Origin of the sequence: Bifidobacterium sp. W8110 (assembly GCF_016101375.1) — a bacterium.
Lineage (GTDB): Bacteria > Actinomycetota > Actinomycetes > Actinomycetales > Bifidobacteriaceae > Bombiscardovia > Bombiscardovia asteroides.
On sequence record NZ_JACFQO010000004.1, the window covers coordinates 25,923 to 40,063 of the forward strand.

General features: G+C 61.0%; 10 protein-coding genes and 1 tRNA gene. 3 read left to right on the plus strand and 8 right to left on the minus strand.

Features of this window, described 5'->3' with window-relative positions:
- Window positions 1-17: 17 nt before the first annotated feature.
- Together H3T88_RS07000 and H3T88_RS07005 are read right to left on the minus strand one after the other, a co-directional pair.
- Window positions 18-2,270, minus strand: coding sequence for an alpha-galactosidase (locus H3T88_RS07000; RefSeq protein ID WP_415873572.1), 2,253 nt, complete (start codon window positions 2,268-2,270; stop codon window positions 18-20).
- 149 nt (window positions 2,271-2,419) lie between these two features.
- A complete protein-coding gene (locus H3T88_RS07005; protein WP_198204083.1) occupies window positions 2,420-3,394 on the minus strand; it encodes a ketopantoate reductase family protein in 975 nt (324 codons plus the stop codon).
- A 236-nt stretch (window positions 3,395-3,630) separates the two neighbouring features.
- On the opposite strand from H3T88_RS07005, the gene H3T88_RS07010 reads away from it, so the two are divergent.
- On the plus strand, window positions 3,631-4,467 hold the full coding sequence (locus tag H3T88_RS07010) for a sulfite exporter TauE/SafE family protein (RefSeq protein ID WP_258326545.1): 837 nt from the start codon (window positions 3,631-3,633) through the stop codon (window positions 4,465-4,467).
- A 10-nt stretch (window positions 4,468-4,477) separates the two neighbouring features.
- Here H3T88_RS07010 and H3T88_RS07015 read toward each other — a convergent pair whose 3' ends face one another.
- Together H3T88_RS07015 and H3T88_RS07020 are read right to left on the minus strand one after the other, a co-directional pair.
- Window positions 4,478-4,906 carry a nucleoside deaminase gene (locus tag H3T88_RS07015; protein ID WP_015021164.1) on the minus strand — a complete coding sequence of 143 codons (429 nt, stop codon included), beginning with the start codon at window positions 4,904-4,906 and terminating at the stop codon, window positions 4,478-4,480.
- Between the two features lie 59 nt (window positions 4,907-4,965).
- On the minus strand, window positions 4,966-7,752 hold the full coding sequence (locus tag H3T88_RS07020) for a cation-translocating P-type ATPase (protein WP_232347243.1): 2,787 nt from the start codon (window positions 7,750-7,752) through the stop codon (window positions 4,966-4,968).
- 522 nt (window positions 7,753-8,274) lie between these two features.
- Here H3T88_RS07020 and H3T88_RS07025 point away from each other — a divergent pair.
- A complete protein-coding gene (locus H3T88_RS07025; RefSeq protein WP_198204085.1) occupies window positions 8,275-10,503 on the plus strand; it encodes a cation:proton antiporter domain-containing protein in 2,229 nt (742 codons plus the stop codon).
- 6 nt (window positions 10,504-10,509) lie between these two features.
- Here H3T88_RS07025 and H3T88_RS07030 read toward each other — a convergent pair whose 3' ends face one another.
- The 3 genes from H3T88_RS07030 to H3T88_RS07040 all read right to left on the minus strand — a co-directional run bounded on the left by H3T88_RS07030 (window position 10,510) and on the right by H3T88_RS07040 (window position 12,540).
- Window positions 10,510-11,265 (minus strand): alpha/beta hydrolase, encoded by a 756-nt coding sequence (locus H3T88_RS07030; protein WP_033511701.1) that lies wholly within the window; start codon window positions 11,263-11,265, stop codon window positions 10,510-10,512.
- 31 nt (window positions 11,266-11,296) lie between these two features.
- On the minus strand, window positions 11,297-12,106 hold the full coding sequence (locus H3T88_RS07035; RefSeq protein WP_015021160.1) for a hypothetical protein: 810 nt from the start codon (window positions 12,104-12,106) through the stop codon (window positions 11,297-11,299).
- Between the two features lie 200 nt (window positions 12,107-12,306).
- Entirely contained in the window at window positions 12,307-12,540 is a 234-nt protein-coding gene (locus H3T88_RS07040; RefSeq protein ID WP_015021159.1) for a DUF2188 domain-containing protein, read from the minus strand.
- 958 nt (window positions 12,541-13,498) lie between these two features.
- Here H3T88_RS07040 and H3T88_RS07045 point away from each other — a divergent pair.
- Window positions 13,499-13,762 carry a DUF308 domain-containing protein gene (locus H3T88_RS07045; protein ID WP_198204086.1) on the plus strand — a complete coding sequence of 88 codons (264 nt, stop codon included), beginning with the start codon at window positions 13,499-13,501 and terminating at the stop codon, window positions 13,760-13,762.
- A 229-nt stretch (window positions 13,763-13,991) separates the two neighbouring features.
- On the opposite strand, the gene H3T88_RS07050 is transcribed toward H3T88_RS07045, so the two are convergent.
- A tRNA-Gly gene (locus H3T88_RS07050) sits at window positions 13,992-14,062 on the minus strand.
- Between the last annotated feature and the right edge of the window lie 79 nt (window positions 14,063-14,141).

Sequence of the window (14,141 nt, forward strand, 5' to 3'; positions counted from 1 at the left end):
GGAACGACTGGACGGATTCAGATACGGCTCGCCTCAAAGATCACGGCCTCAGCGGGGTGAATGACCGGCGGCCGGATTCCCTGAGTGCCCAAGGCCGCACCCGGCAGGACCACGCCTTGGGGACGCCACCAGGCCAGAGGGCTTTGCCCGTTGCCGATCCGATCCAGATCACGGCAGACGTCCAAGGGTCTGATCCGGTAGTCGGCACTGGAATCCAAGCCGGGAAGCGCCAGGGGCTGCAGGGGGTAATTGACCGAAGAGGTCAACTGGGTGAAGCGGTAGAGCGCCTGCGAGCCGTCAGCTGAGACCACTCCATCCAGGCGGACTGCCGGGTCGGGCGCGTCGCCATGTACTACACGACCGGTGTGCAGTATATGCCGCCACTGCTTATACAGATCGATCCAGCGCCCCAGTTCATTCAGCTGAACCCGGGGCACGGCAAGCAGGTTCCATTCCACGCCCATGTGGCCGAAGAAAGCCATGGCCGCACGCAGACCGAGCGAGGTGGCGCGGCCGGTGGAATGGGCAGGGGAATCACCCACATGCTCACCCATCATCTCCGGCGGCACCAGCAGGGATGTGTACCGTTGGATGTCGGCCCGCTCGACCGGATCCACGCAGTCCGAGACCCAGACCCTGTCGGCATATTCCAATACGCCCAGATCGATGCGGGCGCCTCCGGAAGCGCAGGACTCGATCTCCAAACCGGGATGCCTGGTTTTCAGGTCGCGCATGATTCCATAGACCGCCTGGGTCTGCGCATGCACAGCAGGACGTCCCGACCGGGGAGAGCAGGCCTCGGTCACATAGCGATTGTGGTCCCATTTGATGTAGTCGATGCCCATAAGCGCAATGAGCGAGTCCATGGCCTCGAACACATGGGCATAGGCATCGGGATTGGTCAGATCCATGACCTGCTGGTTGCGGCCTATGACGGGCAACCGGGAAGGCCCCGGGGACAGGACCCAGTCAGGATGATCGCGGAAAACGCCTGAGTCCGGACTGATCATTTCGGGTTCGAACCAGAGACCGAATTCCATCCCCAGCTGATGTACCTTGGCAGCCAGGGCTTCCAGACTCTTAGGTCCTTCGGGCCATACCTGCCGATCTATGGACCAATCCCCCAGCCCGGACTCATCCGAACGCCTGCCCTGGAACCACCCGTCATCAACGACAAAGCGCTCCACACCTATACGGGCCGCCTGTTCGGCCAGGGCAGCCAGCTTGTCATAGGACTGATCGAAGTAGACCGCCTCCCAGGTGTTCAGCGTTACGGGCCTGGGACGTGATGCAAAACCAGGATGCAGGGACCGTAAGAAAGCGTGATACCTGTGGGCCACCTGGTCCAGACCTTTGCCCCGGGAACCATACAGCCAAGGCGTGGAATACGCCGGCTGGCCGGAATGACCGTAGGCAGGAGGAAGCGTGATCTCCCCTGCCATCAGAATCTCGCCGCCGCCCAGCAATGCGGGAGCCGAAGGAATCCGCTCGGCGCTGAGCAGACCATTGCCGCTCCAACCCAGGTGGATTGCGTATATCTCATCATGCTCGAATCCGAACCCGGGTCGGCCCGCGCACATGAGCAGGGAGGAGTCAAAATCCGGCCGGCCCACCAGGCTCGAACGCTCCAGACGGCCTACAGTCAAGGGCTGGCGTTGAGGACTGCGCTCGCGCAGGTGGTGACCGGTGGTGGTCAGAATCTCGGTTGCCTCAGCCGGCAAGGGAAAAGCCAGCTCCAAGCCGTTGACATCCAGATCTGCGACCATATCCAGGTTGAACAGGTCCGCACGCTGCCTGACGAGACCGGACGGGAGCATCTGGCAACGCCAGGTCAGTCCTACGCCCTGGTCCCGGTCGCAGGCCCGAACCTTCAGTGTCGGAACAGCGGAGCCGTCAGGCCGAATCGGTTCTGCACCCAGATCGACTGATTCCACCTGGAAGCAGCAAAAGACCTCAACACCACCCCGGCTGATGCACAGTCGGCGCTGTCCGGTCCAAGCCTCGGACTGGGTCGGAAGGATGCTGGGCCAGGCCGTCAGGTCCAGCCCTCCTGAGACCCGCTGCGGGACCAGGGCGTCGTAGGATCCCAGAAGGGCCTGCGGATCGGCCACTGGATCGCCCCAGTGAACTATTCGCGGCAGACCCTTCCCCGGAAAGAGGACAGCAAGGGACAACCCGGACTGCTCCATGTAAACCAACCTGAGGGAAACCCCCAGATTGGACTCGCTCTGATAAGACCCCATCCTTGGGCCGCCGCGATGATCCTCCATGACACCTCCGCCATAAGCCCGACGATGCCGTTTGTCGGCACTGAATAATCAGGCTCCATGCTAGGGACCCGTGGCTAACTTGTCTGGAAGGGCGTGTTTTTCTTACCTGGGAAAGTAATTCATGGAGATCCGCTCAGCGGCCGTTTGCATCACCCCTGGTCAGCCTGCTCTTCGTGGTGGACGCGGAAGGCCAGCTCAGCCAAGTGGACACCGTGGGTCAGGAACTCCTGGGTCCGGCAGACGTAGTCATGCTCGCGGCCCAGGCGCGCCAGGTAGCCGTTGATGTAGTCCACCTCGGTCGGACGGCCCTTGGACATGTCCTGGTACATGGAGGGGTAATGAAGCGGATTGCCTATGCGGCTGACGTAGTCCACCTCGTCCAGGGTCTCCTGGCGGGTCTGAATCAACTGCTTGCCGGCCCGCTCGCAGGCATCATAGGCCTCGTCGATCAGCTGGCGGGACATGTCCTTGGCCCCCGGGTAGGAGATGAACTGGCCCATGGTGATCTGGTACATGGTGCAGATGGTGTTGACCACCGAGTTGAAGATTATCTTGGCCAGGCAGGTGCCCTCGAAGTTCTCGGTCAGGATGGGGTTGAGGTTGGCGGCCTTGAAGTCCTCGGCCATCCGGCGCTCCAGGTCGGTGGTCTGCTCGGTCATGGCACACAGGTGCATGGAACCTGCCCCGGACTTGCCGATGAAGTCCACGTCGCCCGGCCCATTGAGGACCGTGCCGATCATGGCCGTGCCGCCGTAGATGCGCTCCTTGGGGAAGTACTTGAGCAGCGTGTCGAAGTGACCCCAGCCGTTCATGGCCGAGAAGACCACCTGATGGTCGCGGAAGAGCGGTGCGCAACGCTCCAGGACCCCCTCCAGCTGCATTTGCTTGAGCATGACGATCCAGACGTCGGGGTCGCCCTTGTAGTCCTCGGGGGTGTAAATGTTGACGGGCACCAAATGCCGATTCTCATGATCGCGGGAAACATAGACGCCTCCCTGGTCATGAACCTTGTCAATATTGGGCATCCAGGTATCCACGAAATCCACCTGCAGGCCGGCCTGCTCCTGCAGCAGCACGCCCAGCCGATAGCCCATGGCTCCGGCACCGATGACCGTATATCGCATCGAAACACACCCTCTTAATTCTCTTGAATAGACAACACACCTCCGGGGACCGGCCCGGGGGATACCAAGCAGTATGCCGAGACGGCAGAGGGGAACCAGGGCAAAGGTCGCATGGTGGACATAAGGACCGAAATATGCGTGGATTCCTGCACCTTAAAAGATCCCGCCACGTCTGATCGGGGCCCATCGGCACGTACGCGGACATCCTGCCTTCCCGACGAAAACGTCGACCTAGGCTGGAACCCATGCAGAAAGAGCAGAGAGGAGCCGGAAGAATGAACCGGCGGACCCTGGCCATCCTGGTCCTGGTAGGTGTGATCAGCGGATTCCTGTCGGGAATGTTCGGCATCGGCGGCGGATCGATCATCGTGCCAGCACTGGTATGGACCGGACTGCAGCAACGGCAGGCCTCAGCCACCTCGCTGGCATCCATGATTCCTATGTCGCTGGCCGGAGTGGCCTCCTACGCCCTGGGCGGGCATGTGGACTGGCTGGCGGCCTTGCTGCTGGCCGTGGGCACGGTCATTGGAGCGCAGATTGGCACCTGGCTGCTGGACCGGCTTCCTGAGGTGATACTCAGGTGGCTCTACGTGGGCTTTCTGATGGCAGTCATTGCCCAACAGCTGCTGTCCACGCCTTCCCGGGAGAGCAGCATCCAGCTGAGCCCGGCGGTGGCCTTGATCATTCTGCTGGTCGGCGTCCTGATTGGAACCCTGTCAGGGTTGCTGGGCGTAGGCGGCGGAGCCATCGCGGTCCCGGCCCTGGCCCTGCTGGGCGCCAGCGACCTGATCGCCAGGGGGACCTCCCTGCTGGCCATCCTGCCCAGTTCCTTGTCAGGAACATTCACCAACCTGCGGCACCACCTGGTCCATGCAGGTCAAGGGCTGCTTCTGGGAATTGTGGCTGCTCTGACCACGCCGGTGGGCACCTGGGCGGCCTCGGGGGTCAGCGCGCGAATGGGTGCCAATCTATTCGCCGCCTACCTCTGCCTGATTGTTTTGCGCTGCATCTGGGCGGCCCTCCAGGTCACCCCGGCCTTCCAGCGGTACAGAGCCAATCACAACCACCGCTGAAAACAGGGACTCAGTCCTGGCGGTGTTGGGCGAAGAAGTCGGCAAGAATACCGGCACACGCCTGTTCACACACACCGCCCAGCACCTCGACCTTCGTTCCGGTGTGCGGATCACGAGGGAGATCCCAGACCGATCCGCAGGCACCCATCTTGGGATCCCAGGCACCGAAGACCACCCTGCTGAAATGGCAGGCCATCAGGGCTCCAGCACACATAGGGCAGGGCTCCAGGGTGACGACCATGGTGCATCCTGCCAGATCCCAGCCCGCGTCGGATTTCCCGATGGCCTCCATCTCGGCGTGGGCCAGGGGGCGGCCCAGGGCCTGCCGCTGATTGAAGCCCCGGCCGATGACCCGGTCCGAGGCATCCAAGACCAGGGCACCCACGGGCACATCCCCCCGGTCTCCGGCTATGCCGGCCAGCCGCAGGGCCTCCCCCATGGGCGCCTTCCACCGTTCTCGCACGGATTCAGTCTGACAGTCCAGCCAGACAGGTCGATTCAGTTGATCATGCCTGCGATGCGGCGGCGCACGTGGTGCAGATGGCCCTTGGTCCGCCCCGACGTGTCGATGCCACGCTTGGCCAGGAAGGCACGGACCATCTTGTCGCCTTCGCTGAAGATCAGAACCGTCAGTCCAATCCCCAGGCAGATGAGCCACTGGCTTGCGCTCAAGGGGGCCATGCCCAGTACACCTGCAACCGGAGCCAGATACATGGCCCCCGCATGGATGCCCAGGGCCACGAACGAGGCCACCAGAAGGAAGATGTTGTCCAAGGGGTTGAGTTGGAAGATCAGCCTGTTCTCGGACCTGGCCGACATGGCGACGAAGAAGTTGAAGAGGACCAGCAGGGTCAGGGCGATGGTCCGGGCGTGGGCCAGATCCATTCCCGCGTGGATGTTCAAGCGGAAGAGGACCAGGATGCAGGTGGCCATCCAGAGCCCGCAGACGGCAAGTCGCGCCCAGAGCACCCGCGAGAGCAGACCCTCTCCAGACGAACGCGGGGGCGACTCCAGCTCATCCCCATTGCCAGGCTCGAATCCCAGGGCGATGTCCTGGACACCGTTGGTCACGAAGTTGATCCAGAGCATCTGCAGGGGCAGGAAGAGCAGGGGCTCCTCGGAGATTACATTGACCCCCACGGCGATCATGGCGGCTGCAGCCGTGGACAGGAGGAAGTAGGCGGACCCGCGGATGGCCTTGAAGATGACCCTCCCCTGGCGCACGGCCTGGGTGATGGTGACGAAGTTGTCGTCGGTCAGAACCACGTCGCTGGCCTCCCGGGCCACGTCGGTGCCGGAACGGCCCATGGCGATGCCTACCGAAGCAGCCTTCAGCGCCGGGGCATCATTGACGCCGTCGCCGGTCACGGCCACCACATGGCCCTCATCCTGCAGGGCCTCCACAATGCGCAGCTTGTCCTGGGGGGAGACACGGGCGGCGATGGAGGTCTCACGCAGACGGGCCCGAAGGACCTCGTCGCTCATCTCCAGCATCTCGCTGCCGGTCAGTGCCTGATCGGTGTGATCGAGACCAAGACGGCGGCCTATGGCGGCTGCGGTCACCGGGTGGTCGCCGGTGATCATGACCACACGGATGCCGGCCCCGGCGCAGTCGGCGATGGCCTCGCGCACGCCGGGACGAGGCGGGTCGAGCATGCCCTCAAGTCCCAGGAAGGTCAGGTCGTCGGGCCGACGGCGGGAGGCGGGATCCTGGTCGGAGGAAAGGACCCTGCTGGCCACGCCTATGACACGTAGCCCCTGGGAACCCATGGCCTCGTAGGACTTGTGGACGGCCTGGGTGTCCAGGGGGACGACTTGGCCATCCGGGTCCAGCATGGTTCGGCTCATGGCCATGACCGCGTCCGGGGCACCCTTGACGTATTGGGTCAGGGTGCCGTCCGGGCTGCGGCGGATGGTCATGGAGTGGAGCAGCTCCGGCTCATAGGGGGTCTCCATGACGATGGGAGCATCCAGGTCTTCAGTAGTCACGGCCCCGGTCTGGTCGGCCAGGCGGGCCATGGCCATATCGACCGCGTCGCCGCTGTATTCGATGCCGCCTTGTTCATTCGGCTGCCGGTGGGCCTCATTAGTCAGAGCCCCGGCCCGGGCAAGGGCGGCCAGACCGCGCATACGGTCGTCGTCGGACACGGTCGCTGCGCCCAGGTCCAGACCCTCAACTGGGACCGGCTGGCCGCCACCCAGGGTGAACTGTTCCACGGTCATGCGGTTCTGGGTCAGCGTGCCGGTCTTGTCCGAGCCGATGACGGTGATGGAACCCAGGGTTTCAACGGCCGGCAGAGAGCGGACGATGGCATGGTATTCGGCCATCCTTGAGACTCCCAAGGCCATGGCCACGGTCAGCACGATGGGCAGGGCCTCTGGCATGGAGGCCACCACCAGGGAGACTGCGGACAGGAAGGCCCCAGTAGCGTCGCCATTGAGGATGGCTCCGCCGATGAAGACGAAGATGGCCACAAGGATGACGGCAACGGCAATGCCCACCTCGGTGCGGTGGATTATCCGCTGCAGGGGTGTGCGACCCTTGGCCACATGGACCAGATCGTTGATTTCGCCCAGCTCGGTGTCGGAACCGGTGGCCACCACCAGACCTCGGCCACGGCCACTGGTGACCATGGTGCCTGAGAAGGCCATGCAGTGCCTGTCGCCCAGGGCTGCATCGCGGTCCACGGGGTCCGTATTCTTCTTGGCATCCTCGCTCTCGCCCGTCAGCATGGCCTCGTCGATGCGCAGGTGGAGGGCCTCGATCAGCCTCAGGTCGGCGGGGATGCGATCACCGCTCTCCAGGAGGACCAGGTCGCCGGGCACCAGCTGGTCGGCGTCAATCTGCTCCATCCGGCCCTGACGCACCACCCGTGTGGTGGGGGTGGACAGGGTGGTCAGGGCCTCCACGGCCTTGTCGGCCTTGGACTCCTGAACATAGCCGATGATGGCGTTGAGAAAAAGGACCAGGAAAATGGCCGCAGCATCCACATAGTGCTGCAGAAAAATGGTGATGATGCCGCAGAGCATCAGGACGGCGATCAGGGGGCCGGCGAATTGCTCCAGGAAGAGCTTCCAACGGGGTTTGGCCTCGGCCTCGGCCAGGCTGTTGGGCCCGAAGAGCTCCAGTCGGCGTGCGCTCTCCTGCGTATCCAAACCCTGGTCCCCGGTGTGCAGGGTCTCCAGTACAGCCGAGGTCTCCAGGCTATGCCAGTCGGTGTCGTCGAAGCGCATGTCGGTCCCTGCTGCCGCTGCGTTCTGATTCTTAATGTCTGTAGATGTCATGGATGATGTCATCGGTCAACCTGGCCTTTCCAAACCGGATCGGTCATTTGTCCCCGCATGCGACCCTCTGCAGTCTTTCTTGCAATCTTCCTTTTGGACCGGGGTATGTCCAAAAGCATCGGGGAAACAATAGCGTGTACGCAAGTCCCCGGGGTCAAGAGATGGGGCTCCATGGTCATCCGCCGCAAGCGGTGAACCTCTGGGAGGTTCGGAGCCTTCCCGGTCTTCATGAGTATACCGATTGAGCCGGTCTTTCATGCGATTACGAGGGGTCCCCGGGCCGGATTTTCACAAATGTTCGCCTATCGCGAGCACAGTCTGTCCACCATTTTGGCTTGAGGTGTCAACTTGGCGCACATTGTCCATTGATGCTGTTCCTGGATACCGTGATTCCGTATAATGGACTGTGCGACGTCGATCCTCATGCGACCCTGCACTCGGAGATTCCTTCATTGGTCGAACGAACCCTGCTAGTCGGGCCTGCGGCAGCCCGCCCGGGATTGCGTGGCGGAAAGGAAGCCCGTGGAAACATTCATCCTCATTCTGTGCATACTTGCTGCCGTCCTCGTCTCTTCCTTCATCTCCAGGTTCGTTCCCCGGATTTCCACCCCCCTGGTCCAGATCGTTCTGGGCGCAGTCATGGCCCTGCTGCCCATTTTCCCGCGGATGCGGCTGGATCCCCAGCTGTTCATGGTCCTTTTCATCGCGCCGCTGCTCTACTACGAGGCCCATACCATCAACAAGGTGGAGTTGCTCAAGGGGCTGCGATCATCCCTTTCCCTGGCCATTGGCTTGGCTGCTCTGACCATGCTCATGGTGGGCGTCATCCTGCATGCTGCCTGGCCCATGTTTCCCCTGGCTGCAGCCATGGCCCTGGGCGCCGCCCTGGGACCCACCGATGCCGTGGCCGTTTCGTCCCTGGGCGAGAGCGCCGACCTGACACCGGACGAACATTCAATCCTTGCCGGTGAATCGCTCTTCAACGACGCCACCGGCGTCATCGGCTTCCAGTTTGCCATCCTGGCAACCGTGACCGGCTCCTTCTCCCTGCCCCAGGCCCTGGGCGAGTTCTTCGTTGAGTTCGTGGGCGGCATCGGCTTCGGACTGATCATGGGCTTTGTGATCAACTGGCTCTTTGAGTCGGCCCGTCGCCTGGGCTGGGAAACAACCACTACCAGGATCCTGCTGGAGCTCTTCCTTCCCTTCCTGATATACATGGTCGGGCAGAACATCCTGCATGTGTCCGGAATCCTGGCCGTGGTCTCCACCGGACTGCTGATTCGCTTCGACCACACCGGAGTGGGACCCAATACCTCCAAGGCCAACATCGTCTCGTCCAGCGTCTGGAAGGTGCTCTCCTTCAGCCTCAACGGTGCGGTCTTCGTCCTTCTGGGCATGTTGCTGCCGGCAGCCATGGGCACCAGCTGGCGAGACCGGCGGGTCAGCAACTGGATGTTGGTGGCTACCATCACTGTGGTCTGCTTGACCGTGATCGTGTTGCGCTTTCTCTGGACGGCCAGCGTCCTGATCTTCACCAAGGACCATGAAACCGGCAGCGGGCCACGGATCACATCCAAGCTCCTGAGGTCGGCAGCCGTCATGACTTTCGGTGGCCCCAAGGGAACCATCACCCTCTCCCTGGCTCTGACCATCCCCTATATGACCGACGACGGGTCAGCCTTCCCCATGCGCAGCGAGCTGATCTTCGTGGCCGCCGGGGTCATCATCGTCACCCTGGTGCTGGCCAACTTCGCCCTGCCGCTGCTGGCCCCCTCACAGAGCAGCGAGGTGCCGGCCCAACAGGTCGAAAAATCAATCAAGGTGCTCAGGGGCACGGTCCGGGAACTCTCCAGCAGGATCACCGACGAGAACCGGCTGGCCATCCAGCAGGTGATCAAGCAGTACAACCACCGCATCGCCAAACTCAAGTCACAGATCGGACAGTATTCGCCCAAGGATTTCCAGGACCTGCAGGTACAGACCATGGAGTGGGAGCAGGACTACATGGAGGAGCGGCTGAGCCGGATCGAAGAGGCCCAGGATCAGCTGGAAGAGCAGCTCAGAAGCGAAGATGACGTAGAACAGGCACCTGCATCAAGGCAGTCTGCCGCCGGGACCGAAACCGGGATCGAACCCAGTACTGAGGCCGAGACCGTAGCCGACAGGGATGCTGACGCCCAGCTGATCGACAGGCGCAGCGAGCGCGGAGACGACCAGGAGGAACTGCTGAATCTGCGCAGCCAGGAACAGGCAGCACGCAGAATCCTGTCCACCATATCCGGATCCCTCTTCCACCTGGACAGGGGCGGGGAACTTCGCTGGAGGGCCTATACTGCTCGCAGGCGCATCAAGGGCCTCTTGCACAGCCAGTTCCACCGCCTAAAGCACCTGACCCAGCCGATTGACAAGGACCAGGTCTTCATCGCCGGGCGCCACCTGCAGGCGGAGATGAACCACTTCCTGATCGAGAAGCTCTACTCCGAACTGGGCAAGGGACGTTTCAAGACCGAGGACCTGCTGACCACCATCATCAACCACCAGATGATTGAATCCTCGGCGGAAGGAAAGACCGAATACGCGGGCATGCCTGCCATCAGGGATCAGTTGGAGGAGGCCAAGCGCGAGGGGTATGCCATCGAGCTGAGCCAGATTCAGGACATGGTCGAATCCGGGGAAATCTCACGCACGACAGCCAGGAAGATGCGCCGCAACGTCTACGTCATGCAGGTCGACGCAGATTCGGCCCTGTGACCCGGTCTACATAAGACCCGAGGTCACATCAATCTCGCCCAACCACTGGCGAAGGTCGTTCATCTCGCGCATGTCGACGGCATGTTCCATATGGTCGTACTCGGTGGTGTGCAGCCATACATGCTCGTCCAGCCAGGCGGCCAGGGCCCGGAATTCGTACTTGGGTACTGTGGTGTCATCCGAACCGAAGCCCAGGAAGACCGGCTTATTCAAACCAGCCAGACGCTCATCCGCCGGAGCGGTTCCCGGTACCAGGCCTGGGGCCAGGAATCCGGACAGACATATGGAGGCCCGATAGCGCTCAGGGTTGACCCGAAGCAGGTGAACAGCCAGCATGGCTCCTTGGGAGAAGCCCATGGCCACCACAGGTCGATCCTCGGGGATGTTGGCTGACACCCAGGCGTCCACAGCCCGAGCCGCTGCGTAGCCATCCCGGTCCAGATCCTCCTGCTCAGGGCGCATGTCGTGAAACCAGGTGTAGCCCGGGCCGAACATGCCGCGCTCGCTGCCTGGCACCACCATGGGCGCCCGCAGGGATGCGTAGTCGTTGTAGGGGGCCGCATAACGCATCAAGTCGGCCATGTCCTCCTCGTTGGAGCCCCATCCGTGCATGAGTACAAAAATGGGCCGAGAAGGGTTGGCTGTGCCCTGCTTGCGGGACCAACGGACCTGCTCGACCTTGAGCTCCTGCCCAAAGCGCCCGGGCACTACCGTGGAGGGCCGACCCACTAATCCACTGTCATCCTTTTGTGCTTGATCCATATCTGCCACGATAGTCGACCGGTCCGGTCATTCAATCCCGGCCCATGAACGGCTCGACCTGGCCACCCCACTGGCCCTGCACTTCCGTCACCTGGGTCCTGCTGCCCACCACCATCCAGCGCTTGCCGGTCAGCACCCATAGATCCTGGGGCTGCAACCCACCTCCGTAGCGGGAGAGCAGGTCAGGCACGCGGGCGCGGATAGGCCCCTTGGCCAGGGTTGCCGCTGAATCGTTGTCGAAGACCACGTAGGCCATGGTCGTATCCGTGCAATACTGGGCTTGGGAGATGCCCACATACCCGCCCAGGCTGACATCATGCCAGCCGGAGGCACACTGGCCAACAGCCTTGTCGATACCATCGGTCATGGCCTGGGGCGAGCCGATGGGCGCGTCGTCACGCGCAGGGGCCTTGATGATGCCCTTGGGGGAGGAGCTGGCAATAAGCAAGCCTGCCAAGGTCAAGAGCATTCCGCATATCAGAAGAATAATGCCCGCCGAACCTACCGATGGCCGGTTCGGGACTGGTCCGGAGTGACGGGCTATGACGACCAGAATCAAGGTCAAAAGGGCAAAGGCGACGGAGACACCCACCCAAGCCGAGATGCCCACCTGACCTATGACCCCCAGCCTGGAGGGTGCTATGGCGTGGGCCAGCAAGGCCGCGCCCGCCAGGGCCGAGACCAGCCCCGTAACTGCCGCAAACCGACTCCAAATGTTGGCATGGGCTATCTGAATGGGACGCTCATCAATATCCGGGCGAGGAGGGTAGGAGGCTGGCAGACCCTCGTCATACCCGCTGTCCGCCAGCCGCTGATCCAGCTGGTTGAATCCATCGGCCATCGACCTCGCCACCTTTCACGGTTGGTTTCAGTCTATGGGGGCGGACACATACAGACCAGCGACGGCGGCCAATGCTTCACCATCCCAACATCCTGCCGCGCTAATGGAAGGGCATAATTAGGCATAGTCGCTCATCGCCACGACCCACGGCCCCCGCACAAATCCGATGGCGGCGAAAGATCCCAAATTTCAGTTGGACTTCAGCCCTTGATGTCTCGGGGATCCTTCTTGCCTATGGTGCGCTTGTCGCGTATTTTGTTGCCACCCTTGTTATGGATGTTGACTTCACCGCCGCCGGACCGGTCTGCAAAGACCTTGGCCTGCTTGGTGGCCTCCGCCTTGGTTGCGAAGGTGCGGGAGGCGCGTGAGGCTCCGGCCCGCTTGACTGTCCAGAGATCGCGATCCCCGTCGTATTGCACGTGATAATCAGCCATGATGGCCGTCCTTTCCATACTTCCCTGTACCCCCTCATCTTCCACTGCCTGACCTGGGGCACCGTGCTTCGACACTCCAGAATTTCCTGGAATATTGTTCACCGAAGATGAAGCCGGAAAGGACTTTTCGCCGCCGTTGCCAGCCTTGCAACTTTTAGTCCAGATGCAGAAGCATCAATTACGGACAAAAACAAGAAAATAAAAATGACCAGAGCAATTCCCATGAGGTAATTCAAGTGGGGCGAAACTATGGATGTGCTGTAACCCATTTGGATGCATGGCCTGGGATGGATCCATCTGCCTTAACTTTGAGATTCCGCGGATTTGAGCATGTTACTGTTCGAAATCGAAGACATGATTGCTCCGCCGGTGCGAAAGCCGGTATGCCCAGGAATCGTTAATGGTGCCCGGCTCTCGCCGGTGCGAATGTCTGGAGCAAAGCGGTGTCAGCCCGTCAGAATAGTCGCGACTAGAGTTGGCATGCGCCACGTCATGGATTTCCTACCTACAAATCAAACTCCTATATAGCTTCCTCACATTGGATGCAACGTGCAAAAATCTGCACACACGCCTTAATCAGATGCGAGGACACAAATGAGACCCCGTGACGGTTCGTACCGTCTTTGGCCGTAGTCGTCTCCTCGAGGATTACACAGTCAGATCTTTCACAGATGAGAAACTCTTCAGTGAAAGCTGGCGGTCAAGTGGAACAAGATTGACGGGGAATGTAAGGAAGCGTCTGCATGTGGCTCTTCATACCTACAGATGCTGTAGCCTTACGGCTATGGCATGCAGGGGACGGAAATCGGATAAAACAGGCGAGGATACGGAGAAGACCGACCTTCGCCGCATGATCCATGTACCCGCTCATGCCGACCTTGTCCTATGGCTTCTAGGCCTGGTTCTGTTACTGCCAATTAGCTGGGGCTGGTATAGCAGAACTCCCATTGAGTTCTTTATGGCATTCCCGTATGCCGTTGATTTTGCCTCGGACACTTGGGTGAACAGGATAATTGCGACCACTATTGTGGGGCTTGCCTGCTGGCTGATAAGCGGCATTGTCCATATAGTTGCCTTGTATAAACGGAAGTCGCGCAAAGCCCGGAAATGGTGGAACGTCGTCACAAAAATCCTGCTTGTTTTAGTGACGTTGATCGTCTTGCTGCATAGTCTGGCTGGGGTACTGTTCCTCTCGATAGACGTCAGCGATATTCCCCTGTGAGTAAACGCTGATACTGACGCTCGCTCACCGCCTATAAATCAATCAGCTTCATCAAATGTCTAACAATCTGGATTCGGAAGGAACGCAGCATACGCTCGAGCAAGGGTTTCGGCTCCATCCTTGGCATGAGGCCGGTCAGCTCCAGATGCGCTCAAGAACTTATCTTTGCCAAAGTTGAAAACTTCCCAAAGCCACATGTCAATGCTGATGGCGATTTTCTATAAAAGAGAGCGGGCGACGGGAATCGGACCCGCCTCTGAAGCTTGGGAAGCTTCCATTCTACCAATGAACTACGCCCGCAAATCCGGCTACCGGGGTCAGGCCTCGGCCAACCGCATGTGAGTCACCATAATAGCAGGTCTCGGCGATGTGCGCGAAT